Source organism: Sphingomonas montana (assembly GCF_001956315.1).
Lineage (GTDB): Bacteria > Pseudomonadota > Alphaproteobacteria > Sphingomonadales > Sphingomonadaceae > Sphingomonas_R > Sphingomonas_R montana.
The window spans coordinates 317510-342457 of record NZ_MOLY01000045.1 but is presented as its reverse complement, the minus strand read 5'-3'; the positions used below and the strand labels follow the sequence as shown (position 1 = coordinate 342457).

General features: G+C 68.3%; 25 protein-coding genes. 8 read left to right on the top strand and 17 right to left on the bottom strand.

What is annotated here, in order from left to right:
- Positions 1–43: 43 nt before the first annotated feature.
- The 5 genes from BKY59_RS15055 to BKY59_RS15035 form a co-directional block, all read right to left on the bottom strand.
- Positions 44–1603 carry a HAMP domain-containing sensor histidine kinase gene (locus tag BKY59_RS15055; RefSeq protein WP_076072940.1) on the bottom strand — a complete coding sequence of 520 codons (1560 nt, stop codon included), beginning with the start codon at positions 1601–1603 and terminating at the stop codon, positions 44–46.
- Positions 1600–2301 carry a response regulator transcription factor gene (locus tag BKY59_RS15050; RefSeq protein WP_076072939.1) on the bottom strand — a complete coding sequence of 234 codons (702 nt, stop codon included), beginning with the start codon at positions 2299–2301 and terminating at the stop codon, positions 1600–1602. Before BKY59_RS15050 ends, BKY59_RS15055 begins: the two co-directional genes overlap by 4 nt.
- A gap of 32 nt (positions 2302–2333) precedes the next feature.
- On the bottom strand, positions 2334–3821 hold the full coding sequence (locus BKY59_RS15045; RefSeq protein WP_076072938.1) for a DUF4153 domain-containing protein: 1488 nt from the start codon (positions 3819–3821) through the stop codon (positions 2334–2336).
- A 123-nt stretch (positions 3822–3944) separates the two neighbouring features.
- Positions 3945–4739: a hypothetical protein gene (locus BKY59_RS15040; protein WP_076072937.1), complete on the bottom strand. Its 795-nt coding sequence runs from the start codon at positions 4737–4739 to the stop codon at positions 3945–3947.
- Between the two features lie 16 nt (positions 4740–4755).
- Positions 4756–6150 carry an ArnT family glycosyltransferase gene (locus BKY59_RS15035; protein WP_165374866.1) on the bottom strand — a complete coding sequence of 465 codons (1395 nt, stop codon included), beginning with the start codon at positions 6148–6150 and terminating at the stop codon, positions 4756–4758.
- A gap of 113 nt (positions 6151–6263) precedes the next feature.
- Between BKY59_RS15035 and BKY59_RS15030 the strand changes: the two genes are divergently transcribed.
- From BKY59_RS15030 to BKY59_RS15020, 3 genes are all read left to right on the top strand, one after another.
- Positions 6264–6626, top strand: a complete 363-nt coding sequence (locus BKY59_RS15030; protein ID WP_076072935.1) for a DMT family transporter — start codon at positions 6264–6266, stop codon at positions 6624–6626.
- Positions 6623–8062, top strand: coding sequence for a UbiA family prenyltransferase (locus BKY59_RS15025; protein WP_076073002.1), 1440 nt, complete (start codon positions 6623–6625; stop codon positions 8060–8062). Before BKY59_RS15030 ends, BKY59_RS15025 begins: the two co-directional genes overlap by 4 nt.
- Before the next feature lie 83 nt (positions 8063–8145).
- Entirely contained in the window at positions 8146–8361 is a 216-nt protein-coding gene (locus BKY59_RS15020; RefSeq protein ID WP_076072934.1) for a hypothetical protein, read from the top strand.
- A gap of 30 nt (positions 8362–8391) precedes the next feature.
- Here BKY59_RS15020 and BKY59_RS15015 read toward each other — a convergent pair whose 3' ends face one another.
- Both BKY59_RS15015 and mmsB read right to left on the bottom strand, forming a co-directional pair.
- Positions 8392–8814: a hypothetical protein gene (locus tag BKY59_RS15015; RefSeq protein ID WP_076072933.1), complete on the bottom strand. Its 423-nt coding sequence runs from the start codon at positions 8812–8814 to the stop codon at positions 8392–8394.
- A 55-nt stretch (positions 8815–8869) separates the two neighbouring features.
- Positions 8870–9760 (bottom strand): 3-hydroxyisobutyrate dehydrogenase, encoded by an 891-nt coding sequence (gene mmsB, locus BKY59_RS15010; RefSeq protein ID WP_076073001.1) that lies wholly within the window; start codon positions 9758–9760, stop codon positions 8870–8872.
- 412 nt (positions 9761–10172) lie between these two features.
- On the opposite strand from mmsB, the gene BKY59_RS15005 reads away from it, so the two are divergent.
- Positions 10173–10484 carry a helix-turn-helix transcriptional regulator gene (locus tag BKY59_RS15005; protein ID WP_076072932.1) on the top strand — a complete coding sequence of 104 codons (312 nt, stop codon included), beginning with the start codon at positions 10173–10175 and terminating at the stop codon, positions 10482–10484.
- 282 nt (positions 10485–10766) lie between these two features.
- On the opposite strand, the gene BKY59_RS15000 is transcribed toward BKY59_RS15005, so the two are convergent.
- The 4 genes from BKY59_RS15000 to hisI form a co-directional block, all read right to left on the bottom strand.
- Positions 10767–11282 (bottom strand): hypothetical protein, encoded by a 516-nt coding sequence (locus tag BKY59_RS15000; RefSeq protein WP_076072931.1) that lies wholly within the window; start codon positions 11280–11282, stop codon positions 10767–10769.
- Positions 11282–13075 (bottom strand): acyl-CoA dehydrogenase C-terminal domain-containing protein, encoded by a 1794-nt coding sequence (locus tag BKY59_RS14995; RefSeq protein ID WP_076072930.1) that lies wholly within the window; start codon positions 13073–13075, stop codon positions 11282–11284. Before BKY59_RS14995 ends, BKY59_RS15000 begins: the two co-directional genes overlap by 1 nt.
- Positions 13076–13092: 17 nt before the next feature.
- Entirely contained in the window at positions 13093–13512 is a 420-nt protein-coding gene (locus BKY59_RS14990) for a MerR family transcriptional regulator (RefSeq protein WP_076072929.1), read from the bottom strand.
- 248 nt (positions 13513–13760) lie between these two features.
- Complete coding sequence (hisI, locus tag BKY59_RS14985) at positions 13761–14120, bottom strand: phosphoribosyl-AMP cyclohydrolase (protein WP_076073000.1); 360 nt, start codon at positions 14118–14120, stop codon at positions 13761–13763.
- A gap of 106 nt (positions 14121–14226) precedes the next feature.
- On the opposite strand from hisI, the gene purF reads away from it, so the two are divergent.
- Positions 14227–15702, top strand: a complete 1476-nt coding sequence (gene purF, locus BKY59_RS14980; RefSeq protein ID WP_076072999.1) for an amidophosphoribosyltransferase — start codon at positions 14227–14229, stop codon at positions 15700–15702.
- A gap of 169 nt (positions 15703–15871) precedes the next feature.
- Positions 15872–16585 (top strand): SDR family NAD(P)-dependent oxidoreductase, encoded by a 714-nt coding sequence (locus tag BKY59_RS14975; protein WP_076072928.1) that lies wholly within the window; start codon positions 15872–15874, stop codon positions 16583–16585.
- A gap of 154 nt (positions 16586–16739) precedes the next feature.
- On the opposite strand, the gene BKY59_RS14970 is transcribed toward BKY59_RS14975, so the two are convergent.
- The 3 genes from BKY59_RS14970 to BKY59_RS14960 all read right to left on the bottom strand — a co-directional run bounded on the left by BKY59_RS14970 (position 16740) and on the right by BKY59_RS14960 (position 19910).
- Positions 16740–17516 (bottom strand): enoyl-CoA hydratase-related protein, encoded by a 777-nt coding sequence (locus tag BKY59_RS14970; RefSeq protein ID WP_076072927.1) that lies wholly within the window; start codon positions 17514–17516, stop codon positions 16740–16742.
- Positions 17517–17631: 115 nt separating this feature from the next.
- Positions 17632–18681, bottom strand: a complete 1050-nt coding sequence (locus BKY59_RS14965; protein WP_076072925.1) for an enoyl-CoA hydratase/isomerase family protein — start codon at positions 18679–18681, stop codon at positions 17632–17634.
- 86 nt (positions 18682–18767) lie between these two features.
- Positions 18768–19910, bottom strand: a complete 1143-nt coding sequence (locus tag BKY59_RS14960) for an acyl-CoA dehydrogenase family protein (RefSeq protein ID WP_076072998.1) — start codon at positions 19908–19910, stop codon at positions 18768–18770.
- 106 nt (positions 19911–20016) lie between these two features.
- On the opposite strand from BKY59_RS14960, the gene BKY59_RS14955 reads away from it, so the two are divergent.
- On the top strand, positions 20017–20367 hold the full coding sequence (locus tag BKY59_RS14955) for a GIY-YIG nuclease family protein (protein WP_076072997.1): 351 nt from the start codon (positions 20017–20019) through the stop codon (positions 20365–20367).
- A gap of 64 nt (positions 20368–20431) precedes the next feature.
- On the opposite strand, the gene BKY59_RS14950 is transcribed toward BKY59_RS14955, so the two are convergent.
- The 3 genes from BKY59_RS14950 to BKY59_RS14940 form a co-directional block, all read right to left on the bottom strand.
- The gene (locus tag BKY59_RS14950; RefSeq protein WP_076072924.1) at positions 20432–21928 is read right to left on the bottom strand and encodes a CoA-acylating methylmalonate-semialdehyde dehydrogenase; all 1497 of its coding nucleotides are present in this window, start codon (positions 21926–21928) and stop codon (positions 20432–20434) included.
- Between the two features lie 162 nt (positions 21929–22090).
- Positions 22091–22933: a nucleotidyltransferase family protein gene (locus BKY59_RS14945; protein ID WP_240500126.1), complete on the bottom strand. Its 843-nt coding sequence runs from the start codon at positions 22931–22933 to the stop codon at positions 22091–22093.
- 205 nt (positions 22934–23138) lie between these two features.
- Positions 23139–24281, bottom strand: a complete 1143-nt coding sequence (locus BKY59_RS14940; protein WP_076072996.1) for a CDP-alcohol phosphatidyltransferase family protein — start codon at positions 24279–24281, stop codon at positions 23139–23141.
- 156 nt (positions 24282–24437) lie between these two features.
- Between BKY59_RS14940 and BKY59_RS14935 the strand changes: the two genes are divergently transcribed.
- Positions 24438–24836: a (R)-mandelonitrile lyase gene (locus BKY59_RS14935; protein ID WP_076072921.1), complete on the top strand. Its 399-nt coding sequence runs from the start codon at positions 24438–24440 to the stop codon at positions 24834–24836.
- Positions 24837–24948: the final 112 nt, after the last annotated feature.

Here is a 24948-nt window from a genome sequence, read left to right as displayed (position 1 = left end):
GCGCCTTTAGGTTTCATGCTGCACTGCGTCAAACGAGAAGCCGCTATATGGCGGTGGGCAGCGCGATGGTGAAGCGGGTGTGACCTTGCTGTTCGCCGAGCGTGATGCTGCCGCCATGCGCGTGGAGGAGGGATCGGGTGATCGACAGGCCGAGGCCGGTGCCGCCGGCGGTGCGGCGGGTGGTGAAGAACGGTTCGAAGATGCGGTCGCGGTTCCCGGCGGGGATGCCCGGGCCGTCGTCCTGGACGGTCAGTACGACATGGTCCGCGGCGGGACGGGCCGCCACGCCGACGGTCGTGGCACCTGCCTGGCGGCTGTTGTCGAACAGGCTGGCCAGGACAGCTTCCACCATACCTCCCGGCACGCCGACCCGGGGGGAGGGAACGGGCAAATCGACCGTCACCGCGAAGGTCGGGCCGCGATGGGCGTCGGCCACGCGGCGAACAACATCGGCCAGATCGGTCGCGACCCCGGCGCCGGCGCGGGTCATGTCGGCGCGGGCAAGATCGAGCAGGCGGGTGACGAGCAGCGTGAGGCGTTCGGCATCGCAGCCCATGTTGGACAGGAAGCGTTCGCGATCGGCCGGGGCCATGTCCGGATGGTCGTGCAGCAGTTCGATCGCGCCGGCGATACCCGCCAGCGGCGTCTTGAATTCGTGGCTGACGGCATGGGCGAAGTCGCGCAGGTAGCGCGAGCGGCGTTCGATCGCGTCTGCCATGACCGCAAAGTCGCGGTACAGATCCTGGATCTCGATCGCCGCCGTCGTGGGTGACAGGGGGACCGTGCCGCCGCCGGACGCGACCGCGCGCGTTGCGCGGCGCAGTGCCTCGACCGGGCGGACGATGCCGCGCGACAGGAGGCCGCTGAGGATGACGAGCGTCGCGAAGATCGCCGCGACGCCGAACGCGATCTTGCCGCGGTCGGCGTCGATCCCGACGAACAGCGAGCGTGGCGCGCGCGACAGCAGCAGGACGCCGACCACCCGGCCGTCCGCGACGATGGGGCGTGCGTGGTGGATCAGGAGATTTGCGGCGCGGCTCAACCCTTCGAGCGGATAGCCAGGCCGGTAGGCCGCGTTGCGGCGAAGCGTGGTGGCCGGCGATCCGGCCAGCGCCGTCCGGACCTCGGGCAGTGCGGCGTAGCTGCGGCCGTAATGCCGGCCGGCAAGGACGCGACCCTGTCGGTCGATCAGCAGGATCGTGGCCAGCGTGGTGAATGAGGTCAGGTTCAGGACCGGGGCAAGCCGCCGGCCCCAGGCGCGCGATCCGCCGTCGGCCGGACCGCGCGGGACGCCGGGGGCGGGGCGGGGCGGCAGGACGGGGGTCAGGCGCAGGTCGATCGTCGGCGGTTCGGGGACGATGCCGGGCGGCACGGGCAGGATCCCCGCGCCGGGCCAGTCCGCGGCGGCGGCCGCCGCGAGCGCCGCCCCTTGTGCGATCAGTTCGGCCTCGGTCTGACGGACGAGGGTGTTCTCGTACACGCGCAGGAACAGTGCACCGACGCCGGGTAGGGCGGCGACGAAGACGAAGGTGAGCAGCAGGATCGTGCGCAGCCGCAGGCGCGGCCAGTGGCGGCGGACGACCCGTTTGACGGCTTCGATCATCCGCCGCCGCAGGTCCCGAGGCGGTAGCCGATGCCGGCCCGCGTCTCGATCACGTCGTCGGCCCCCACGCCGGCGAACTTGGCGCGCAGGTTGCGGACATGGCTGTCGATCGTGCGGTCGGTAACCGCGAAGCCGGGGCCGTGCAGCCGATCGATGATCGCATCGCGGCTGAACACGCGCGACGGCATCGTCGCCAGGGTGCGCAGGATGCCGAATTCGGTGGCGGTGAGCGGGACCGGCGTGCCCGCCCAGTCGGCCTGCCAGCCATCGGGATCGAGCGTCAGCCGGCCGTGCGACAGGGTGGGAGCGACACTGGCCACGTCGGGCGGGCGGCCCGCGGTGCGGCGCAGGATCGCCATGACGCGCGCCACGACCTCCCGCGGGGAGAAGGGCTTGGTGACATAGTCGTCGGCGCCCAGTTCGATGCCGAGGATGCGGTCGATCTCGTCGTCGCGGCTCGACAGGAACAGGATCGGCACGTCGCCGGTGGCGCGCAGCCGCCGGCAGGTCTCGATCCCGTCCATGCGCGGCATGTTGATGTCAAGCACGGCGAGGTCCGGCGCTTGGGTGTCCGCGAGTATCAGTGCCGCCTCGCCATCCTCCGCCTCGATCGTGTCGAGCCCGGCCTTGGCGAGCGCGAACACCAGCAGCTGGCGGATATGGGGGTCGTCGTCGACGACCAGGATGGTGCGCGGCATGGGGCAGAGGATCGGCGGTACGGGCAGCAGGGTCAAGGCGTGCCGGCCCGGTCGGTGACTTCGATGATGCCGCCGCAGTTGCGCCAGCGGCCGGGCGGCACTGGACGCGGGCGCGGGGGGGTGGGGCCGATTCGGGCACAGGCCAGCGCGAGCCGGCGGGCACCGTGCAGGGTCCAGTTCGTCCAGTCCGACTGCTGTTCCGTCAGATTGGTCATGAGGGTGCCGCGGACGAGCCGGACGACGTCGCGCGTCGCCGGGTCCATCGGGCGGTGTTCGAGCGCGATCAGCGGCAGGAGTGCGCCGTCGCCGACCCGCTCGAGATAGCAGAGGTCGACCCTGTCGGGCCGCCCGGCGCGCACGTTCCAGGCGGCGGCGACCGCGCCGAGATCGACGAAGGCGCAGGTGCCGAGCATGATGGTCGCGGCCAGCGCGTTCCGGTTGATGAGCCAGCGGGCGCTGCGCCCGGTCAGGATGCGCCAGCTGATCAGGACCAGCCCGAGGGCCACCAGCGCCATCCAGGCAAGCGCCGCGATCCGCCATTCGGTGAGCATCGAGGTGCGGACATAGTCGATCGTGCGCAGCACGCTGGAAGCGACGAGGATGAGGTTCTGGGCGACCCAGAGCGTCACCAGCCGGCGGGCGAGCGGATGTGCCGCGCTCGCGCTGCCGGGGCGGAGCATGGCGAGCGCCATGACGCCGGCGATGAGCGCGGTAGCGATCAGCGGATAGGCGCCGCGGTGGACATAGTCGGTCTGCGACATGCCCGCCGGCAATGCGCCGCCAACCCAGAGGAAGGCGATGTCGAGGATGTTCTGGACTGCGAAGATCGCGTTGAAGAGCGCGAGCGCGATCAGCACCGAGGGCAGCGACGTGCCGGGCAGCCGCGGTTCCGGATCGGGCAGCCGGGCGGCCAGTCGCAGCGTGGCGGCATGGGGGCGCAGGCTGGGCCAGACACAGGCGGCGATGAACACCCAGAGCAGGATCCGCCAGAGCGCGGGGAGGCGGATCGCGGACAGGGCCTGCGCGATCAGCGGGTTGGCGCTGGCGAACAGGATGACGAAGAGCAGGCCGCCGATCAGCGGCAGTGCCAGCATGGCTGCGATGGCGCGCGGACCGGTGCGCGCGGTGTGGCGCGTCCCGAGGAGCAGGCGGAGATCGCGGAGCGGCGCCAGGATGCTGGTCGGGGCATGAAACAGGAGGCGTGCGGCCCAGTGCCAGGCGTCGTCGAACCGCGCGACCTTCGGCAGCAGCGCGGCCATCGACACTGCACACCAGAAGAAGGCCCAGGGCAGCGGCCCCGGATCGTAGGCGAGGGCCGCGGCGAACAGCATCGCGGCGGCGATCGCTGTCCGGGCCGTTCGGTTTCGGCGGACGTCGGGGCGGCCGATCAGTACGCCGGCGATCCAGGCGGCGGCGAAAGCGCCGACGACCGCGCCGGAAAATTCACGGGGGAAGAGCCCGTCGAACAGGGCGACCAACAGGACGACGATCGCGCCCTTGCACAGAAAACCGAACCGCATGCCGCTTCACCTCCATCGGGAGCGGCTTGCCTAGAGGGCTGGCGTCGAGGGCGGATGCGGCGGCGATCTTCTTACCGTGCAGGCATCGTGCAGTTTTGGTGCAGGTGCCGGCGGGGCCAACCGTCAGAACAGCCGGTTGAGCAGTTTCGGCTCGCTGCCCTTCAGGCGGTCGAGCATCGCGTTGACGTAGAACATGTCCGGGCTGGCGACCGCGGGCAGGACGACGACGTTGTAGTCCGGCAGGTCCATGTCGAGCGTGAAGACGACCAGGCCGACGCCGTGGATGCTGCACAGCGATTGCAGGCGGTTCATGTCGTCGCTGGTCGTGGTGCGGGGCACGACGATGTAGCTCTTGTGCGAAAACAGGCGGTAGGCGACGGCCTGGCCGAACGCGACGACGGGCTGGTCGGGGGTCGCCTTGATCTCCGCGGTCACGATCTGCGGTTCGAACTTGAAGATGTCCTGCGCGCGCGGTTTCAGCACGCCGATGACGTCGGGCGTGCCCCACTTGCCGCCCAGGCTGCCGCCGCCGAGCGCGCCGGCGACGGTGACCTCGTCATTCTCCATCAGCCAACGGGCGAAGCTGGCGTAGAAATCCTGTTCGGATACCGATCCGGCGTAGAGATCGTCGGTGTCGATCGCCACGGGCGTCGCGGCGACCGCGTCGTCCTGCGCCACGGCGTCGGCGGCGTCGGCCTCCGCATATTTGGCGAGCTGATAGGTGCCGCGGGCGATCTTGACAATGTCGTCGGCCCCCTGGAACAACAGATGCGTGGCACCCCGGATGCTGTTCGACGGCGTTTCCGGGTGGGCGGCGATGACCGGCCGGAGCACGTCGGCCCAGCGCAGGCCGCCGGGGTGCTGGTCGAGAAGGGCGCGGACCTCGTCGTGGATCTGCCTGCGGTTCAGTTTTGCCAAGGTCGGGGCCTTCGGGTCAGGGGGTATGCGTGCCGTTGGCGATGCCTGATCCGACAGGGCGGGGGAAGTGCCGGCGCAGGGCGAAAGCCATGGCGGCGAACAGGATGAAGGCGGCTTCGGCCGGATTGCGGAGGCGGCCCTGCGCCTCGTTCACGATCTGCGCGCTGACGAACACGTTGATGAGCCAGGCGGACGCGACGATGGTGAGGAACGTGCATTCGGGCGAGAGCGCCACGGTTCCGCGGACGAGCGCCACGCCGATCCGGGCCGCCTGCCACGCGCAGAAGGCGAAGAACAGCGCGGTCAGGAGCGAGGCCAGCCCCTCGATCACATAGACCGGGTTCAGCGTGTTGGACCCGCGGCTCGCCTTCGCGTCGCGAGCGTAGAGCAGTTTCTGGCGCCAGCCGGTCGGATCGCGATCGATGCCGAGATAGTCGACGCTGATCTTGGTCGAGTTGCCGCGCCCGAACACCGTCACCGCATCGAGCAGGAACGCCCTGGCGAAGGCCGGCTTGTGCAGCGCCACCTCCTGGAAGAAGCGGCCGGCGGAGATGCCGCCATCGTCCGGCAGCAGGTCGGCCGGTGGCGCGATGCCGTTCGCGCGTTCGGTAATGAGCGCCTTGCTGCGCAGGTTCCAGCCGAAATTGGCGCTGCCCTTGTTATAGCCGAACTGCCCGGTCTGGGCGGTGAAGATCGCGGTCCACAGCAACAGCGGCGCAAGCCCGATCGTGGCCATGACATAGAGGCCCGGCCCGCGGAGCTGCGCACGCGCGGCAGGCACGAGCAGGGTGAGCACGTACGCGATGGGCAGCATGGCGACGATCACCGGCCGGATCAGGATCGCGATGCCGATGCACAGTCCCGCCGCGGCGAACGCGAGGATCCGCCCGCTGCGCACGGGACCACTCACGGCGGCCAGCAGCAGCGCCAGCCAGGCGACGCAGAAGGGCGTCGCGATCGCCTCGGTCACCAGCTGATGCGGGAAGGCGATATTCTGCGGCAGCAGCGCATAGACGAGGCCGCAGCCGAGCGCCGCGCGGGGCCACGGCACGACCCGCCCCGCGATGCGCGCGACCAGCCAGGCCGCGATGGTCGCCAGCAAAATCTGGACCAGGATGACGCCGATCGGCCCGGCCAGCGCCCATGGCCCCCACGCGAACAGGTATTCGCCCGGCACGACCGGCGCGTCGGTCATCCAGGCCACCGCCGACCCGCGCGCGTGCGCGAAGCCATCGACCATGCGCAGCCGTTCGATGCCGCGGTCGCCCCAGGTGAAGGCGCGAAAACCGGTGGCGATATCGTAGGGCAGGATCGACAGGTGGAGCAGCAGCGTGGCGAGCGCGACGAGCCGCGCCTGCGCCGCCGCACCGGGCGATCCATGTCCGTTCGCCGTGCCGATGATCGCGTTCATGCCCACCCCCTGGCCGGACCGCATGGCCGCCGATTCATTCGCTATCCAGCCTGCGCGTAGATAAATGCTTAAACCCTGACGGGCAAAGCGGGCCTGCGACGACGGAGCATGCGATGCGAGCCAATTCCCTGCTGCTGATCCTGCTCAGCGTATCGATGTCCGCGGTGGCGCAGCTGCTGCTGAAGCTGGGCGTGCAGGGCGTGCGCGCGACCGGTGCGTTCGATGCGGGGCGGGCGTTCGTCACGTCGCCGCTCGTGATCGCGGGGTTCGCGCTGTACGGGCTTGGGGCGTTCGTCTGGCTGTTCGTGCTGTCGCGCCTGCCGCTGAGCATGGCGTATCCGTTCGTCGGCATCGGGTTCGTCCTGACGATGCTGTTCGGGGTGCTGGCGCTGGGCGAGCAGCTAAATGTCGCGCGGGTGTTCGGGACGCTGCTGATCGCGGTGGGGTGCGTCTGCGTCGCGCGGAGTGCGGCATGATTTCCAGCGCGGACGGCGTGCCGCTGGTCGTCGACCTGGACAATACGCTGATCCGCGGGGACGTGGCGGTCGAGGCCCTGGTGAAGGCGGTGCGGCAGGGCGCGCCGGGCGGGCTTGTCCGCTGCCTGGCACGCGGGGCCGCGGCGACCAAGACCTGGCTGGCCCGCCGCGTGCCGCCGGATGCGTCCACGCTCGCCTATCGCGACGAGGTGATCGCACTGATCGCGGACGCGCGGGCGGCGGGGCGGCCGGTGATCCTGGCGACCGCCGCGCACTGGCGCACGGCGCGGCGCGTGGCGGCGGCGGTGGGGTCGTTCGACGCGGTGCTGGCGAGCAGCCGGCGACGCAACCTGAAGGGCGGCGCGAAGCTGGCCGCGATCCGGGCGCATCTGGGCGGGGCGCCGTTCGACTATGTCGGCGATGCGCCGGCCGACCGTCCGCTGTGGCAGGCGGCACGCGTCGCCTATACCGTCGGGGTCGACACCGGCGTGGCGGGGGAGGTGCGGCTCGCGACGCCGGCCGGGCGGTGGCGCGCGTTGGCCAAGGCGGCGCGGCCGCACCAGTGGGCGAAGAACGCGCTGGTGTTCGTGCCGCTCGTCACGTCCGGCCGGCTGACGCAGGTGGCGGAGATCGCGAACGCGCTGATCGCCTTTGCCTGTCTGTCGCTGATCGCGTCGAGCATCTACCTGGTCAACGACGTGCTCGATATCGATGCGGACCGCGCCCACGCGCGCAAGCGGCACCGGCCGATCGCGGCGGGGACGCTGACCGTGCCGGCGGCACTGGTCGCGGCGGTGATCGGCACGGTGGCCGGGCTGGGCGCCGGCGCGGCGCTGCTGGGTCCGGCGGGGTTCGCGGCGCTGGCCGGCTATTGCGGGCTGACGCTGGCCTATAGTTTCCGGTTGAAGGCGGCGATGATCGCCGACGTGCTGACGCTGGCGTGCCTCTACACGATCCGGATCATCGCGGGGGCCGCGGCGATCGCGGTGCCGGTATCGGTCTGGCTGCTGCTGTTCTCTATCTTCCTGTTCCTGAGTCTCGGGTATCTGAAGCGCTATGTCGAGCTCCGCGGCAGTACGCGCGACAGCCACGAACTGTTGAGCGGGCGCGGCTATGTGCCCGGGGACGAGGGGATCGTGGCGATGAACGGGGTGGGGGCGGGGATGGTGTCCGTCCTGGTCCTGGCGCTGTTCGCGGAAGCGATGGGGCGCGGGCACAGCTATGCCAGCCCGGTCCTGCTCTGGCTGCTGCCGTTGCCGCTGCTGTACTGGCTCAACCGGATCTGGATGATGGGGCGGCGCGGCGAGGTGGACAGCGATCCGGTCGCCTTCGCGCTGACCGACCGCAAGAGCCTGGTCGTGGCCGGGCTGGTGGCGGCGATCCTGCTGGCGGCGAAGTTCCTGCCGATCCTGGCGGATGCCCTGCCGCTGGCCTGACATCCGTCCGCCATTTCGCGGATTGAGCCGGCGTTCGACCTGTCATACGATCGTCATCTGACCGCAACGACGGGAGGATGAGGATGTCGAACCGAAACGAACCGCGGACCGGGCGTGGCCCCTGTCCGGCGTGCGACAATATGGGCATGGTCTGTTCGCCCGGGTCGCACGACATGATGTACATGCAGGCCTGCCGCTGCGGATGTCCGGTCCGGAACGATCCGTTCCTCGCGATGCTGGCGACCGGGATCGTGCTGGGCGCGGTTGCGGTGGCGGGCTTGCTGACGCTGGTGCCCTGATCAGGACGTGATGTGCGCGGGCGGGCGGCGTCAGCGCAGGTGGCGCAGCGTGTGCAGATCGGCATGCGCATAATCGACCGTCCGGCGCGCGAACCGGACGACCAGGTTGACGAGCGGCGCGGTGCCGATGCCGCCGACCAGATCGGTGACGATCCCGGCCGTGCCGCGCGGGATGCGGGTGGCGTGATCGTCGTCGACGGTTTCGATCACGTCGCCGAGCGCCGGCGCACGTTCGGACAGCAGCGGGCGGTGCAGCAGGCGGGCGGCGACGAGCGCGCGGATGGCGTCGTGGTTGCGCGCCACGGTCGTGTTGCTGTCGCCGGGATCGACCTGCACCGCGATATCGTCGAACAGCATGATCGCCGCTTCGCCGGTCTCGTCCGCCACGGTGACCGCCAGCGCGATGGCGGTTTCGAAGCTGCGGGCGGTGACGGCGCGGGTGGTGGGGATCATGATGCCGCGATAGCGCGGACGGGGCAGGTCTGACCAGCCCGGCCGGCGCGGTGGATCAATCGCCGGTCCTGCCGTCGAGGAACCGGATCATGGAGGAAAAGTCCCGCCCGCCGTCGCCGGCGTTGGCGAGCGCCTGGTACAGCGCGCCGGCGGTGGCGGCCATCGGCACGCTGGCGTCGGCGGCCTGTGCGGCCTCCAGCGCCAGTTTCAGGTCCTTCAGCATCAGCGCGCTGGCGAAACCGCCCTGATAGTCGCGGTCGGCGGGGGTTTCCGGGCCGACGCCGGGGACCGGACAATAGGTGGTCATGGACCAGCTCTGCCCCGATGCCTTGGACGAAATGGCGTAGAAGGTGGCGAGGTCGAGACCGAGCTTTTCGGCAAGCAGGAACGCCTCGCACGTCGCGACCATCGTGGCGCCGAGCAGCATGTTGTTGCAGATCTTGGCCGCCTGGCCCGCACCGGCGGCACCGGCGTGGATCACCGTCTTGCCCATCGCGGACAAAATAGGTTCGGCGGCGGCAAAGGCGGCCGGATCGCCGCCGACCATGAAGGTGAGCGTGCCGGCGCCGGCCGCCGCGATCCCGCCCGACACGGGCGCGTCGACCATGCGGTAGCCCCGTTCCGCGGCCAGCGTGGCGACCGCGACCGCAGTCGCGCCGTCGATGGTGGAACAGTCGATCAGCAACGCGCCGGCCGGCACCGCGCCGAACACGTCGTCTTCATACACGGCGCGGACATGGCGACCGGCGGGCAGCATGGTGACGACCACGTCCGCATCGGCAACCGCCGCGCGGGCGGAGGCAGCGGGCAGGCAACCGGCGTCCCGCGCCCGTGCCAGCGCCGCGCCGGACAGGTCGAACGCGTGGACGGCGTGGCCCGTGTTCACCAGGTTCGCGGCCATGCCGCCGCCCATATTGCCAAGGCCGATGAAGCCGATCGTCGCCATGTCGCTCTCCTGTTTATCGTTGCCGCCGATGTCGGCCCGCGCGGGGAGCATGGCAAGGGCATCGCGTCGTCGGGGCGACAGGTTGGTTGCAAAAGCGCGGAACAGATCGGTCCGCGGCATGTCGGATACTACGGCTGACGACAGTCGCGCACCGCGAGCCGCCGTACGTTCCGGGACAAATTCTGCCGAAGGTTCCCACCTGGCCGCGTTTGCCGGTCGATATTGCCTGGAATGGATTGACGGCGCTGAACCGCCAACGCGAACGCCCTCGGGACATTCCGAATCTGTATCGACGTTCTCGACCAAGGTTCGCTCGGCGGGCGGAAGCAGTCGATCGCAGCGCACGGCAAGCATCATCCTTGGCGCGGATCGCTCCGTTGACTATTTCTCTATATAGGTAGATATAAAGTTCATGTCGCGTGAAAGAGCCCTTTCCCCGTCTGCCCGAACGCTGTTGGCCCTCATGGCGGAAGCCGGCAGCCGGTGGTGTCACGGATATGATTTGTGTCGGCAGACCGGCATCAAATCGGGGACTCTCTATCCCTTACTGATCCGGCTCGAGAGGCAAGGCTATCTCGAAGCCGAGTGGCAGGCGCCGGTAGAGCCCGGACGGCCGCTTCGCCATGCCTACAGGCTGACCGACAGCGGTATGCATCTGGCTCGTAGCAATCCGCCATTCTGCAGCAGCAGCCCAAACCCTCGCTCAACGCTGGGGCTGGCATGAAGACTATGCGTAGCCTCGTAGCAACCGGCCTGATGAACTGCGCAGGCGCGATCCTGCCTTCTGCGATGCGGGGGTGGGGTTATGCGATGCAGTGTGAGGCGCTGGGGGTGAGCGGAGTTGCTGATTGCGACCGCACTGACCTTCTGGACAATCTTCGCGCGGTTCACGGGCCGATTCTACGGTTTTGCGCAGATCGGCCGTCCTGCTTAAACGGGGCCTGTAGCACCAGTGAGCGCGACCGGATGACAACGATTGCGTGCCTTCAGGCGGAGCGCAGTCCGTTTACGGCGTCTCGCGGACGCCGAAGAGGCGGGCGAGGGCCAGGTTGGGGTGGTCGGTGCCGCAGCCGGGCAGGGCGCGGACGGTGCCCGCGGCCGCACGTTCGCTGAGATACTCGGAGCCGTCGGGGCAGGGGGTCGCGGGGCCGCCGGTGGTGATCGCGGTCGCGATGCGGCCGGACATATAGTCGAAGGTTTCCGGGGCCAGTCGCTTCGCCTCGCGCGTGTCGACGGACCATGCCCCGTCGCGGAACGACAGGGTCACGATCGTGCGCTGCGACGCCGCCCCGGTGCGGCGGGCGTCGAAGATGGTGGCGACCGTACCGCCGGGCGCAATGTCGGTGAAGCGGAACGCATCGCCGTCGAGCGCGGGCAGACCGGAGGCGGCGACGATGCGTGTCAGGTCGCGCGTGGCGGCCGTGGCGGCGGAGAAGGCCGGGGCGTCGGGTGCCGGCGTCGACGAGGGTGGCGCGGCGACCGGTTGCAGCAGGAGCATGAAACCGGTCACCGCTGCGAACATCAGAAAGCCTCCACCGGCAACGCCATGATCGCGTCCGCGCCGCCTTCGATCTTGCGCCGCAGGCTCCCCGTATCAGGCAGGACGCGCTCCGCATAGAAGCGGGCGGTGACGAGCTTGGCCTCATGGAAGGTCCGATCCCCGTCGCCCGCCGCGATCGCCGCAGTGGAGGCGCGCACCATCTTCAGCCACATCCAGCCGAGCGTCACGACGCCCATCATGGTCATGTAGGGGTAGGCGGCGGCCCCGGCGTTGTTGGGGTTCGCCATGCCGTTCTGCATCAGCCACATCGACGCGGTCTGCAGGTCGCCCGCCGCCTTTTCCAGCCGGCCGGCATAGTCGGCGGTGGCGGGATCGGCCTTGGCCGCCGCGATGTCGGCACCGATGGCCTGGGCCAGCGCCATCAGCGCACGACCGCCATTCTGGCCGATCTTGCGGCCGACGAGGTCCATCGCCTGCACCCCGTTGGTGCCTTCGTAGATCTGCGCGATGCGGGCGTCGCGGACATATTGCTCCATCCCCCATTCGCGGATGTAGCCGTGGCCGCCGTAAACCTGCTGCGCGTTCGTCGCGATCTCATAGCCCAGGTCGGTCACATAGCCCTTGATGACCGGGGTGAGCAGGGAGATCAGGTCGTTGGCGGCGGTGCGGTCCTCCTCGGTCGCGGCGCGGTGCGCCAGATCGACCTGGAGCGCGCCCCAGAGGCAGAGCGCGCGCGCGCCCTCGAGCTTGGACTTGGCGTCCATCAGCATGCGGCGCACGTCCGGGTGGACGAACAGCGTGTCGGCCTTCTGGTCGAGGTCGGCGGGGCCGGTGAGCGCGCGGCCCTGGCGGCGGTCCTTGGCGTAGGCGACGGCGTTCTGATATGCGACCTCGCCGATCGACAGACCCTGGAGGCCGACACCGAGCCGTGCGGCGTTCATCATGATGAACATCGCGGCGAGGCCCTTATTCTCGTCGCCCACCAGATAGCCGGTCGCCCCGTCATAGTTCATGACGCAGGTCGAGTTGCCGTGGATGCCCATCTTCTCCTCGATCGAGCCGCAGACGACGCCGTTGCGGGCGCCGGCGTTGCCGTCCGCATCGAGCAGGAACTTGGGCACGATGAAGAGCGAGATGCCCTTCACATTGTCCGGCGCACCCTCGATCTTGGCGAGGACGAGGTGGATGATGTTCGACGTCAGGTCATGTTCGCCCGACGAGATGAAGATTTTCGTACCGGTCAACGAGAAGCTGCCGTCCGCGTTGCGCGCGGCCTTGGTGCGGATGAGGCCAAGGTCGGTGCCGCAATGCGGTTCGGTCAGGTTCATGGTGCCGCCCCATTCGCCCGAGATCATCTTGGGCGCATAGGTGGCCTGCTGCTCGTCCGAACCCTTGGCCAGGATGGCGGCGGTGGCGCCCATGGTGAGCCCGTTATACATGCCGAATGCCATGTTGGCGGAGATCAGATATTCCTCGAACGCGGTCGACACGACGTGGGGCAGGCCCTGTCCGCCGAACCGTTCGATGCCGCCCAGCGTCGCCCAGCCGCCTTCGACGAACTTGGCATAGGCTTCCTTGAAGCCCTTGGGCGTGGTCACGCTGCCGTCGGCGTGGCGGGTGCACCCTTCATGGTCGCCGGACTGGTTGAGCGGGAACAGGACTTCCTCGCAGAACCGCGCGCCTTCGGTCAGGACAGCTTCGACCATGTCGGGGGTGGCATTTTCGAACCCCGGCAGGTTGCCGTAATGTTCGAGACCGAGGATCGCATCGAGGACGTAGCGGGTGTCGCGCACCGGCGCGGTATAGGTCGGCATCGGTCTCTCCCAAGACGTTATTTGTGGGCGGCTTCGTCCGCAGCGGTCACCACGGCGACGAAATTTTCGAGTTCGAGAATGGCCGCGTCGATATCCTCGCGCTGGCGGTGCAGCAGCGTCATCCGCGCGGTGCATTTCTCGATCGTGACGTGGCGCTGCGTCTCGCGTCCGTCGCCGATATCGTAGAGGTCGATCATCTCGCGAATGTCGGACAGGCTGAACCCGACGCGCTTGCCGCGCAGGATCCAGGCGAGCCGGGCGCGGTCGCGCTTCGAATAGACGCGGGTCAGGCCGATCCGCTGCGGCGCGATCAGGCCTTCGTCCTCGTAGAACCGCAGTGCGCGGGCGGTGACGCCGAATTCGTCCGACAGGTCGGAGATGGTGAAGCTGTCCCGGTCGTGGACGTCGGGCGTGTGGATTGCGGCATGCAGGGGCATGCGCGGCCTTTATGACAGGGTGACGTTCACGTCAACGTCAAAGGGTTCCGTAAGGGGAGGGCCTTTTTTGCTCCCTCTCCTTTCCGGGGAGAGGGTTGGGGAGAGAGGCTTTGCTTGGGGTGAGTTGGTTGCGGGTGGGGCCCGGTGGCTGGGCGTTTCGCGAACCTTGCTGTTGTTGTTGCGGCTTGGTTGTCGCAAGCCACTCCCCCTCTCCCAACCCTCTCCCCGTTGGGGAGAGGGCTTTTTGGTCACTCTTGGACTGCGACTAACCGCTCGCCTTCGACCCGGCGGTAGAAGCAGGTCCTGGCCCCCATGTGGCACGCCGGCCCGGCCGGCTCGCAGCGGAGCCAGAGGGCGTCCTGGTCGCAGTCGATGCGGATTTCGACGACCTTGAGGACGTTCCCCGACTCCTCGCCCTTGCGCCACAGGCGCGCGCGGGAACGGGACCAGAAGACGGCTTCGCCACCGGCGATGGTGGCGGCCAGCGCATCGGCGTTCATGTGGGCCAGCATCAGCGGTTCGCCGGTCGCGGCATCGGTGACGAAGGCGGTGACGAGGCCGTTCGCGTCGTAGCGTGGTGCCAAGCGGTCGGTGGTTTCGATAGTCATGCGCAGTGCGGTAGCGTGCGCCGCGACCAAGTTCGATGACAAACAGGCGACAAAGCCGACAAGCCGGACTATGGGACCGGCATCCGCCGCCACCACGGATCGCCCCATGATCATCACGAACCCATTCGACTCCGACCTGAACGGAGACAAGCTCCGTGAGGAATGCGGCATCTTCGGCATATGGGGGGCCGACGGGACCGCCGCCGCGATGGTCGCGCTCGGCCTGCACGCGTTGCAGCACCGCGGCCAGGAAGCCGCCGGCATCACCAGCTGGGACGGCGCCATGTTCCACACGCATCGCGCGATGGGCCATGTCGCCGGGAATTTCGACCGCGACGACGTGATCCGCGCGCTGCCGGGCGACGCCGCCTGCGGGCATGTGCGTTATTCCACGACGGGTGAGACCGCGCTGCGCAACGTCCAGCCGCTGTTCGCCGAACTGTACAGCGGCGGGTTCGCGGTCAGCCACAACGGCAATATCTCCAACGCCGCCAAGCTGCGCCACGACCTCGTTCGGCGCGGGTCGATCTTCCAGTCGACCAGCGATACCGAGACGATCATCCACCTCGTCGCGATGTCGTCGTACCGGACGCTGCTCGACCGGTTCATCGATGCGCTGAAGCAGCTGGAAGGTGCCTATTCGCTGGTGTGCATGACGCCGGAGGGGATGCTGATCTGTCGCGATCCGCTCGGCATCCGGCCGCTGGTGATGGGGCGGCTGGGCGAAAGCTATATCTTCGCGTCGGAGACCGTGGCGCTCGACGTGTGCGGCGCGGAGTTCATCCGCCACATCGATCCGGGCGAGCTGGTGATCGTGTCCGACAAGGGGCTGCGGTCGATCCGGCCGTTCGCCGACGTGGCGCCGCGGCCCTGCGTGTTCGAGCATGTGTATTTCTCGCGCCCCGATTCGATCGTGGACGGATCTTCGGTCTATTCGGTGCGCAAGGCGATCGGCGCGCAGCTGGCGATCGAGGACCCGGTCGAGGCCGACATCGTGATCCCGGTGCCCGATTCGGGCGTGCCGGCGGCGATCGGCTACGCGCAGCAGTCCGGCATTCCTTTCGAGCTGGGGATCATCCGGTCGCATTATGTCGGCCGGACGTTCATCCAGCCGGGCGACAAGGTGCGGCACCTTGGCGTAAAGCTGAAGCACAATGCCAACCGCGCGCTGATCAAGGGCAAGCGGATCATCCTGATCGACGATTCGATCGTGCGCGGGACCACGTCGGTCAAGATCGTGCAGATGATGCGCGATGCGGGCGCGACCGAGGTGCATATGCGGATCGCATCGCCGCCGACCCGGCACAGCTGCTACTACGGAGTCGATACGCCGGAGCGTGCCAAGCTGCTCGCCGCACAAATGACGGTGGCCGAGATGGCGCGCCATATCGACGCGGACAGCCTGGCGTTCGTATCGGTCGACGGCATGTACAAGGCGCTGGGCGAGAGCGGGCGCAAGGAAAGCTGCCCGCAATATTGCGACGCGTGCTTCACCGGGGACTATCCGACGCGGTTGACCGACCAGGAGGATGTGGCGCCGGCGGACCAGCTGTCGCTGCTGGCGGAGCGGGTTCCGGCGTAACCGACGGACATCGGTACGAACCCACGCCATCGTCATCCCAGCGGACGCTGGGATCCATAATTACTCCGGTTGTGAGTGACCCTGACCGTAGTGATAATGGATCCTGACGTCGGTCAGGATGACGGTGAACGAGGCTGTGTTTAATTTTCTTGAACCGGATGGACCCAGCATGACCGACCTTCCCCTTCACGACCGGCTCGCCCTCGTCACCGGTGCGTCGCGCGGGATCGGCGCGGCGACAGCGGAGGCGCTGGCGGCGGCGGGGGCGCATGTGATCCTGACCGCGCGGACCGCGGGCGGGCTGGAAGAGGTGGAGGAGCGGATCTTCGCGGCGGGCGGGAATGCGACGATCGCGCCGCTCGACATCGGCGAGAGCGGCGGCGTGGCGAAGCTGGCGTCGGCGATCGGCGGGCGCTGGGGTGCGCTCGATATCCTCGTGTTGAACGCCGCCACGCTGGGCACGCTGACGCCGGTGTCGGCGATCGACCCAAAGGAACTGGCGAACCTGCTGACGCTCAACATCTCCGCGCAACAGGCGCTGATCGCGGCGTTCGACCCGATGCTGCGGATGAGCGCGCAGGCGCGGCTGGTGATGCTGACATCGTCGGTGGCGACGCGGCCGCGCGCCTATTGGGGGGGCTATGCCGCCACCAAGGCGGCGCTGGAGACGCTGGTGCTGACCTATGCCGACGAAATGACGGGAATCAGCTCGCTGCGCTGCGCGATCGTTGATCCGGGTGCCACCGCGACGAAGATGCGCGCGCGGGCTTTTCCGGGCGAGGATCCCGCAACGCTGAAGCCGCCCGCGGTAGTGGGAGCGGCAATCGCGCGGCTCCTGGTGGATGATTTCGAGAATGGGGCTCGGGTTCGGGTTGGGGGTTAGGGTTCGCTCGTATTGCGATCGGGCCATCGGTGGTTCGTCGCCCCGGACTTGATCCGGGGCCCCGCTTCCTTCCGGCCGTACTGAAGAAGCGGGATCCCGAAGCAAGTCCGGGATGACGGTTTGGGGTGGGTGAGTGGCTTAGTAGACAAAGAAACTAGCGCCCCGTCCATTCCGCTGCGCGCTTTGCGACGAAGGCGGCCATGCCTTCCTTCTGGTCCTGCGTGCCGAACAGGGCATGGAAGAGGCGGCGTTCGAAGGCGATGCCCTGTCCGAGCGGCAGGTCGAACGCGGCGTTCACCATTTCCTTGTTCGCGATCGCGGCGAGCGGGGCCATGGCGGCGATGGCGGCGGCGGTCTTTAGCGCTTCGGCGATCAGGTCCGTCATCGGTACGACGCGGGCGACGAGGCCGGCGCGTTCGGCTTCGTCGGCGCCCATCATGCGGCCGGTGAGGCACATCTCCATCGCCTTCGCCTTGCCGATCGCGTGGGCGAGGCGTTGCGACCCGCCCATGCCGGGGGTGACGCCGAGCTTGATTTCGGGCTGACCGAATTTCGCGCTGTCGGCGGCGATGATGAAGTCGGCCATCATCGCGACCTCGCATCCGCCGCCGAGCGCGAAGCCGGAGACGGCGGCGATCCAGGGCTTGCGCGTGCGGGTGACCTGTTCCCAGCCGGCGAAGAAGTTGGCGACGTACATTTCGGCAAAGCCCTGCGCCTCCATCTCCTTGATGTCCGCGCCGGCCGCGAACGCCTTGTCGCTGCCGGTCAGGACCAGACAGCGCTGGTCGGGATCGGCGTCGTAGGCGGCGAACGCGGCGATCAGGTCGGTCAGGGTCTGCGTGTTGAGCGCGTTCAGCGCCTGCGGACGGTTGAGCCGGACCAGGGTCACCGCGTCGTGGCGTTCGATCAGAAGCGTTTCGTAGTCGGACATGGGGGTTCCTTCTGGACAGGCTTCCAGTTCCGTTTGGTTCGAACCTGTCGAGAACCCTGCGCAGAGTTCTCGACAGGCTCGAACCAAACGGAACCGGGCGAGGGGCTGGTGGATGTTACAGCCGGACCGGTTCCCATTCCTCTGCCGCAGGTAGCGGGGCGAAGATGGTGTCGAGCATGTGGTCGGTTACGCCCTCGGGCGTTGCCGGGTCCCAGCGGGGTGCGTTGTCCTTGTCGATCAGCAAAGCGCGGACGCCTTCGGCGAAGTCGGGACGCTGGCAGATGTGGACGGCGACGGCATATTCCATGCGCATCTCGTCGGCGAAGCTCTGCATGCCGGCGCCGTCGGCGAGCAGGCGGAGCGAGACCTTGCAGCTGAGCGGGGACTTGGTGGCGAGCAGCGCACGTTGTGCGGCGGCCCATTCGCCGGGGTCGGCTTCGAGCGCGGTCAGGACCTCCTCATAATCATCCGAGGCGAACAGCCGGTCGATCTCGGGCTGGCGGTCGAGAATCGCGGCGGGCGGGGGCGGCACGGTGGCGGCGTCGAGGATCGTTTCGATCGCCTGCGGATCTTGCGCGATGGCGGCCTTCACGCCGTCCAGCGCATCGAACGGGATGTAGTGGGTGGCAAGGCCGAGCGTGCAGGCCTCCGCGCCGTCGATCCGCGCGCCGGTGAGGGCCAGATAGTGGCCGATGCGGCCGGGCAGGCGGGACAGATACCAGCCGCCGCCAACGTCGGGGAACAGGCCGATCGTGGTCTCCGGCATGGCCAGCACGGTGCGTTCGGTCGCGATCCGGTAGCGGGTGGGCAGCGCGATGCCGACGCCGCCGCCCATCACGATGCCGTCCATGAACGCGACGGTGGGCTTGGCGTAGGTGAACAGCAGGTGGTTGAGCTGATATTCGGTGCGGAAGAAGTCGCGTGCCGCTTGCCCGTCACCGGCCGCGCTCGATGCGATGCCGCGCACGTCGCCACCGGCGCAGAAACCGCGGCCCTCGGCATGGTCGATCAGCACCGCCTCGATCTCCGGGTGCTCGCGCCAGTCCGTGAGCGCTGCGATCATCGCGGTGCACATCATCTGGTCGAGCGCGTGGATCGGTTTGGGGCGGTTGAGCCGGAGGCGGGCGATGCGGCCTTCGGCGGCGGCGATAATGGTTTCGGTCATGATGTTCCTTTTATGCGATCGGAACGAATGCAATGGTCGGGCGGATATCAGCCCCTCCTTTGAAGGGGAGGGGCTTAGAGGGGGTGCTAAGCCCGCAGCAGCTCGCGCGCGACGATGCTGCGCATGATCTCGTTGGTGCCTTCGAGGATGCGGTGGACGCGCAGATCGCGCCAGAAGCGTTCGATGGGATAGTCCTGGAGATAGCCGTAGCCGCCGAACATCTGGAGCGCGCGGTCCACGACGGACGACCCCGTGTCGGTGGACAGGCGTTTGGCCATGGCGGCGAACTTGGTGGCGTCGGGCGACTTGGCGGAGACCTTGCCGGCGGCGGCGTAGAGTAGCATGCGCGCGGCCTGGAGGTCGGTTTCCATATCGGCCAGCACGAACTGGGTGTTCTGGAATTCGACGATCGCCTTGCCGAACTGGCGGCGGTCGCGCGTGTAGCCGATCGCTTCGTCGAGGCAGCGTTGCGCGCCGCCGAGCGAACAGGCGCCGATGTTGAGCCGGCCGCCGTCGAGGCCGGACATCGCGATGCGGAAGCCCTGGCCCTCGACGCCGACAAGGTTGGCGGCGGGTACGCGGACGCCGTCGAAATTGACCTGCGCGGTGGGTTGCGAATGCCAGCCGAGCTTCTTTTCGTTCGCGCCGAAGCTGACGCCCGGCATGTCACGTTCGATCACGAGCGCGGAGATGCCCTTGGCGCCGTCCTCGCCGGTGCGGACCATGGTAACGTAGATCTCGTTCTGACCGCCGCCGGAGATGAACGCCTTCGACCCGGTGACGACATAATGGTCGCCGTCGCGGACCGCACGGGTCTTGAGCGCGGCCGCGTCCGAGCCGGAGCCGGGCTCGGTCAGGCAGTAGCTGCCGATCCGGTCGCAGGTCACCATCGAGGGCAGATAGCGTGCCTTCAGTTCGGGCGAGCCGTAGCTGTCGATCATCCACGCGGCCATGTTGTGGATCGAGATAAATGCGGAGGTGGAGGGGCAGCCGTAAGCCATTGCCTCCATGATGAGCGCCGCCTCCATCCGGCCGAGGCCGATGCCGCCCGATTCCTCCGACACGTAGATCGCGCCGAAACCGAGATCGGCGGCGGCTTTGATCGTGTCGCGCGGAAAGATGTGGTGTTCGTCCCATTCCGCCGCGTGCGGCGTGATCGCATCGGCGGTGAAGCGGCGCGCAAGCTCCTGGATCTCGCGCTGGTCGTCGGTGAGGTCGAACTGGGTCATAAAGGTACCTTCCGTCATGCCGGACTTGATCCGGCATCCAGGGTCGCGAATGCTGCGGCTTGCGAGTCTGGATGCCGGGTTCGGCAAAATATCTGTGGGAATGGGTATGGAACGGCAGCCAGCGGTCTACATCCTGGCAAGCGGTCGCAACGGGACATTATATGTCGGCGTGACATCGGACCTGATGCGTCGGGTGTATGAACATCGGGCGAAGGTACGGGATGGGTTCGCCGCCCGTCATGCGGTTTCGACGCTGGTCTGGTTCGAAATGCATGACGGGATGGACGGGGCGATCGATCGCGAGAAGAAGCTGAAAAACTGGCGGCGTTCGTGGAAGCTGGCGTTGATCGAAGCGGCCAACCCGCTTTGGCATGATCTCGCCGTGGATCTCGGGTTCGAACCGCAGGCCGATCCAACCGTGCCCAACGAACGGCAGCGCGGTGGCCCTGGATCCTGACTTTCGTCAGGATGACGGCAGCGTGAGGCGCGTTTTGCGATACCGGTTGGTCGTTCCGCACCGATCACCCCATCGTCGGGATGACGAAGGCGTTGGTCCCATCGGCCGAACCATCGGGCCAGCGTTGGGTGATGGTCTTGACCTTGGTCCAGAACTTCACCCCTTCTATGCCGTGCTGGTTGGTGTCGCCGAATGCGGAGCGTTTCCAGCCGCCGAAGCTGTGATAGGCGACGGGGACCGGGATGGGCACGTTGATGCCCACCATGCCGACGTTGACGCGCGACGCGAATTCGCGGGCGGCGTGGCCGTTGCGGGTGAAGATGGCGACGCCGTTGCCATACTGATGCGCTGAGGGGAGAGCGACGGCCTCCTCGAAATCCTTCGCACGGACGATCTGGAGAACGGGGCCGAAGATTTCCTCCTTGTAGGTCACCATGTCTGTCGTCACGCGGTCGAACAGGGTCGGTCCGACGAAGAAGCCGCCTTCGTGGCCCTGGAGCGTGAAGCCGCGGCCGTCGACGACCAGTTCGGCGCCCTCGTCGACGCCCTGCTGGATGTAGCCTTCGATCTTGGCCTTGTGCGCGGCGGTGACGACGGGGCCGTAATGCGCGTCCGCATCGGTCGACACGCCGATGCGCAGCGCGGCGATGGCGGGGATCAGCTTGGCGCGGAGCCGCTCGGCGGTGTCCTCGCCCACCGGCACGACGACCGGCAGCGCCATGCAGCGTTCGCCCGCGGAACCGAAGGCCGCGCCGGTCAGGTCGTTCACGACCTGATCGAGATCGGCGTCGGGCATGACGATGCCGTGGTTCTTCGCGCCGCCCATCGCCTGCACGCGCTTGCCCGCCGCGACGCCGCGGGAATAGACATAATGCGCGATGTCGGACGATCCGACGAAGCTGACCGCGGCGATATCCGGATGGTCGAGGATCGCGTCGACCATTTCCTTGTCGCCGTGGACGACGTTCAGGATGCCGGCGGGAGCGCCCGCCTCCAGCATCAGTTCCGCCAGGCGCACGGGGAGCGAGGGATCACGTTCCGACGGTTTCAGGATGAACGCGTTGCCGGTCGCGATCGCGACGCCGAACATCCACATCGGGATCATGCCGGGGAAATTGAACGGCGTGATGCCCGCGCCGATGCCGAGCGGCTGGCGCATCGAATAGACGTCGATGCCGGGGCCGGCGCCCTGGGTATATTCGCCCTTCAGGATGTGCGGGATGCCGCAGCAGAATTCGATCACTTCGAGGCCGCGCTGGATGTCGCCCTTCGAATCCGCGATCACCTTGCCATGTTCGGACGACAGGAGGCGGGCAAGCTCCTCCATGTTCGCTTCGACCAACGCCTTGAACGCGAACATCACGCGGGCGCGGCGTTGTGGGTTGGTGGCGGCCCAGCCGGGCTGCGCGGCCTTTGCGGCGGCGACCGCGGCGTCGAGTTCGGCCTGCCCGCCGAGCCGGACCCGGGCCTGTACCTGGCCAGAATTGGGGTCGAACACGTCGGCAGTGCGGGCGCCGCCGGACGTGCTGCCGCCGCCGATGACATGGTCGATGGTTCGCATGGCTCTCTCCGCTTGTCGTTTTGCGGCGTAATCGGCCTTTGCAGTAAGGCTTGCAAGGGGGGGCTGAGGCTGGGGCGGCGGGTGTCGGGTCGTGGAGGGATGACTCACCGACCGTCATTCCAGCGGACGCTGGGATGACGGGGGAGGGGTTGGGTAGTCGCCTTACTGGCCGGGTTCATGCGGCGAGCGTTCGGCCAGGATGCGTTCCGCCAGTGCGTGATCCGCGGGTTTGTCGACGTCGATCGCGGCTTCCGCTTGCGGCAGGGCGACGAGGCGGGCGTCGAGGCCGAGGCGGCGGCCGGCGGTGCGCAGGGCGGACGGGCCGGATATGGTGCGGGTGATCGCACGCAGGGCGAGCAGCGGCCCAAAATGCCAGAACAGCTTCAGCGCGCGCTTGCGGTCCTGTTCGGCCTGGGCCCAGAGCGCGAGTGCGGGCTGCGCGCGGGGAGTGCGGAGTGCGAACAGGTTGGCGCCGCTATAGGCACCGCCGCGGAAGCGCAGCCAGGTCCGTTTCGTGCCGGGGTAGGCGGCCAGCATCGTGCGGCGTTCGACCATGCCCACCGCGACGTCGGCATCGCTCGCGCCGTGGAGGAAGGTCGCGACCATGGCGGGCGTCAGCAGCGGATGGTCCGCGGTGGTGACCAGCACCGGCCACGGCGCGGTGGGGGTGCCCGCGACCGCGGCGATGCTGCGCGAGATGCCGCCCTGGCTCTGCGTGAAGGACAGCCGCGGTTCCGCCGCGCGCCAGCCCTGCGCCAGCACGTCGGGGGCCTGCCCCGCGACGACGATGCGGCCGATCTGCGGGCAGGCGAGCAGCGTGCGCAGGACGCGGTCCACCATGGGCACGCCGCCGACCGGGATCAGCGCCTTCCATTCCACGCCGAACGCGTCGGCCAGCGGGTCGATTCCGGGACGTTGCCCGGCCAGGACAAGTGCCGTCCACCGCACCGTGGAATCATCCCCGCCGCTCGTCCCGCCTGTCGCCACATCGTCTCCCTCTGCCACTCGTTTCCGATAGCGGCCTGCGGATGGCCCAGATGTTTGTCGAAAATGCGGTGATGTCCAGCGCGGTGGGCGGCCGCGCTGCGGATTAACCCGTTCCGGGCGGTGTCGTCGCCGTTCCACGTATCCAGTCTTAGCGCCTGTGGCACTGTCCTTTCGGACCGTCTCCGCGCGCGACCTTCTCCCGGCGGGAAGAGAGCTTCAGGACCTAGCCGTCGAGCCAGGATCGGATCGGCCGGCCACGCAGCCTGGATATCGCGGCCTGCGCCATCTGCGAAAGGTGGACGACCAGCGAGATCGCGGTCCACCAGGCGACCGCGACGATGCTGAGGTCGGGGCGGCCGACGGCCAGGAAGCCCGCCAGAATGACGACGTTCGGGTTGCGTCGCGCGGTGACGAGCCGGAAATCGCTGTCGATCTTGCGCCAGACATGGATGTGCATGCCGAACAGCGCGATGAACGCGCCTTCGATCAGGCGCTGCGCGATGTAGCCGCCGATGATGACCGCCATCGTGGCGGTGAAGACGGGCGGGCTCAGTTCCAGCCCCCAGGCGTAGAGGCCGAGGGCCCAGGCGACATACCAGAAGGGCGGGTGGATCAGGTCGACCCCGTGATCGAGCAGGTGGCCCCATTTGGACGCGGTGATCGTGCAGCGCGCCAGTTTGCCGTCGACGGTGTCGAGCACCATGAACAGCAGCCCGAGCGCGAGGCCGAGCCAATATTGGCCGTAGGCGAACAGGATGGTCGTGGCGACGCACAGCAGCGCGCCGACCGTGGATACCATGTTCGGGGAAATGCCCGACGCGGCACAGCGCCGCGTCAGGAACAGCGCCCATTCGGGCCATAGATATTTGGTCAGCACGTCGGTGACGCCCTTGTACGCACCGACATAGCTGGCGCGTTCGACGGCCGCGACGGTGGCCGGGGTCAGCGGCGTCGCGAACGGCACTTCGCGCTTGCGCAGTTCGTCGTTCACCATCGCGCCGCCCCGTTCGTGCGGCATGACGGTCAGGCCGGCGGGGATGCGGCCCGATGCGATATCGGCGGCGGCATGGGCATGGGCGGCGTCGGCGTCGGCGTCGGCGACATGCGCGATCACCGGCTTTCCCGCGACGGTCAGGACATGGCCGGGACGTGCGGCCAGCGTGCGCAGCCAGGCGGGATCGAACGCGTAGCCGGCATCGACCAGCAGGCGCGGCCCGCCGTCCGCCGCTTCCGATGGCGCGAAGGCAAGCCCCGCCGCAGCAGCGATGCGCCGGGTGCGCTCGGCCGTGTCCATGCCCCACAGCAGGACGGGGTTGTGGCCGACCATCTGGACGGTCGGGCGGTCGGGCGCGCGTGTGTCGGACATGCCGCTTTCCATAGGATATGCGGCGCGATGCGCAACATCTTGCGGCGGCGCCCGCCCATTGGACCGGACCATACCGGTTTTGCTCAACATTGCGCTGAGCCCGCTTCAATAGGCGCGGCGCGTCGCCGGGCGTTGGGCCTCTGTCAGGAGATCATCATGAAAATCACCCGCAACGCATCCGTCCCGTCCATGACGGGGAAGGTACCCGACAATTTCACGGGTCTCGTCCGCGTCGACACCATGGCGACGCCCAACGCACCGGGGCGAGCCTCCGCCGCGCTGGTGACGTTCGCGCCGGGCGCCCGTACCGTGTGGCACACGCATCCGGCCGGCCAGACGATCATCGTCACCACGGGCAAGGGCTGGGTCCAGCGCGCGGGCGGACCGCGCGAAGAGGTCGGCCCCGGCGATACGGTGTTTTTCGACGCGGGCGAACGCCACTGGCACGGTGCCACCGCGACGACCGGAATGAGTCACATCGCGATCACCGAAACGGTCGGCGACACGAGTGTCGACTGGCTCGATCCGGTCAGCGACGCGGACTATGCCGGCTGAACCGTGCGTGCCGATCGGCGCTGAATGATGCCGGCGGCGTTGGCCGGATGTTTCGTCGGTGGCGGCAAAGCGCGGTCCGGACGCCTGCCTCGCCGGCCGGGTTGCGACCGGC

What these genes read in the sequence shown, in the direction of transcription:
- BKY59_RS15055 (WP_076072940.1), bottom strand. Translation starts at nt 1,603, where the DNA reads ATGATCGAAGCCGTCAAACGGGTCGTCCGCCGCCACTGGCCGCGCCTG.
- BKY59_RS15050 (WP_076072939.1), bottom strand. Translation starts at nt 2,301, where the DNA reads ATGCCGCGCACCATCCTGGTCGTCGACGACGACCCCCATATCCGCCAG.
- BKY59_RS15045 (WP_076072938.1), bottom strand. Translation starts at nt 3,821, where the DNA reads ATGCGGTTCGGTTTTCTGTGCAAGGGCGCGATCGTCGTCCTGTTGGTC.
- BKY59_RS15035 (WP_165374866.1), bottom strand. Translation starts at nt 6,150, where the DNA reads ATGAACGCGATCATCGGCACGGCGAACGGACATGGATCGCCCGGTGCG.
- BKY59_RS15030 (WP_076072935.1), top strand. Translation starts at nt 6,264, where the DNA reads ATGCGAGCCAATTCCCTGCTGCTGATCCTGCTCAGCGTATCGATGTCC.
- BKY59_RS15025 (WP_076073002.1), top strand. Translation starts at nt 6,623, where the DNA reads ATGATTTCCAGCGCGGACGGCGTGCCGCTGGTCGTCGACCTGGACAAT.
- BKY59_RS15020 (WP_076072934.1), top strand. Translation starts at nt 8,146, where the DNA reads ATGTCGAACCGAAACGAACCGCGGACCGGGCGTGGCCCCTGTCCGGCG.
- BKY59_RS15015 (WP_076072933.1), bottom strand. Translation starts at nt 8,814, where the DNA reads ATGATCCCCACCACCCGCGCCGTCACCGCCCGCAGCTTCGAAACCGCC.
- mmsB (WP_076073001.1), bottom strand. Translation starts at nt 9,760, where the DNA reads ATGGCGACGATCGGCTTCATCGGCCTTGGCAATATGGGCGGCGGCATG.
- BKY59_RS15005 (WP_076072932.1), top strand. Translation starts at nt 10,173, where the DNA reads ATGTCGCGTGAAAGAGCCCTTTCCCCGTCTGCCCGAACGCTGTTGGCC.
- BKY59_RS15000 (WP_076072931.1), bottom strand. Translation starts at nt 11,282, where the DNA reads ATGTTCGCAGCGGTGACCGGTTTCATGCTCCTGCTGCAACCGGTCGCC.
- BKY59_RS14995 (WP_076072930.1), bottom strand. Translation starts at nt 13,075, where the DNA reads ATGCCGACCTATACCGCGCCGGTGCGCGACACCCGCTACGTCCTCGAT.
- BKY59_RS14990 (WP_076072929.1), bottom strand. Translation starts at nt 13,512, where the DNA reads ATGCCCCTGCATGCCGCAATCCACACGCCCGACGTCCACGACCGGGAC.
- hisI (WP_076073000.1), bottom strand. Translation starts at nt 14,120, where the DNA reads ATGACTATCGAAACCACCGACCGCTTGGCACCACGCTACGACGCGAAC.
- purF (WP_076072999.1), top strand. Translation starts at nt 14,227, where the DNA reads ATGATCATCACGAACCCATTCGACTCCGACCTGAACGGAGACAAGCTC.
- BKY59_RS14975 (WP_076072928.1), top strand. Translation starts at nt 15,872, where the DNA reads ATGACCGACCTTCCCCTTCACGACCGGCTCGCCCTCGTCACCGGTGCG.
- BKY59_RS14970 (WP_076072927.1), bottom strand. Translation starts at nt 17,516, where the DNA reads ATGTCCGACTACGAAACGCTTCTGATCGAACGCCACGACGCGGTGACC.
- BKY59_RS14965 (WP_076072925.1), bottom strand. Translation starts at nt 18,681, where the DNA reads ATGACCGAAACCATTATCGCCGCCGCCGAAGGCCGCATCGCCCGCCTC.
- BKY59_RS14960 (WP_076072998.1), bottom strand. Translation starts at nt 19,910, where the DNA reads ATGACCCAGTTCGACCTCACCGACGACCAGCGCGAGATCCAGGAGCTT.
- BKY59_RS14955 (WP_076072997.1), top strand. Translation starts at nt 20,017, where the DNA reads ATGGAACGGCAGCCAGCGGTCTACATCCTGGCAAGCGGTCGCAACGGG.
- BKY59_RS14950 (WP_076072924.1), bottom strand. Translation starts at nt 21,928, where the DNA reads ATGCGAACCATCGACCATGTCATCGGCGGCGGCAGCACGTCCGGCGGC.
- BKY59_RS14940 (WP_076072996.1), bottom strand. Translation starts at nt 24,281, where the DNA reads ATGTCCGACACACGCGCGCCCGACCGCCCGACCGTCCAGATGGTCGGC.
- BKY59_RS14935 (WP_076072921.1), top strand. Translation starts at nt 24,438, where the DNA reads ATGAAAATCACCCGCAACGCATCCGTCCCGTCCATGACGGGGAAGGTA.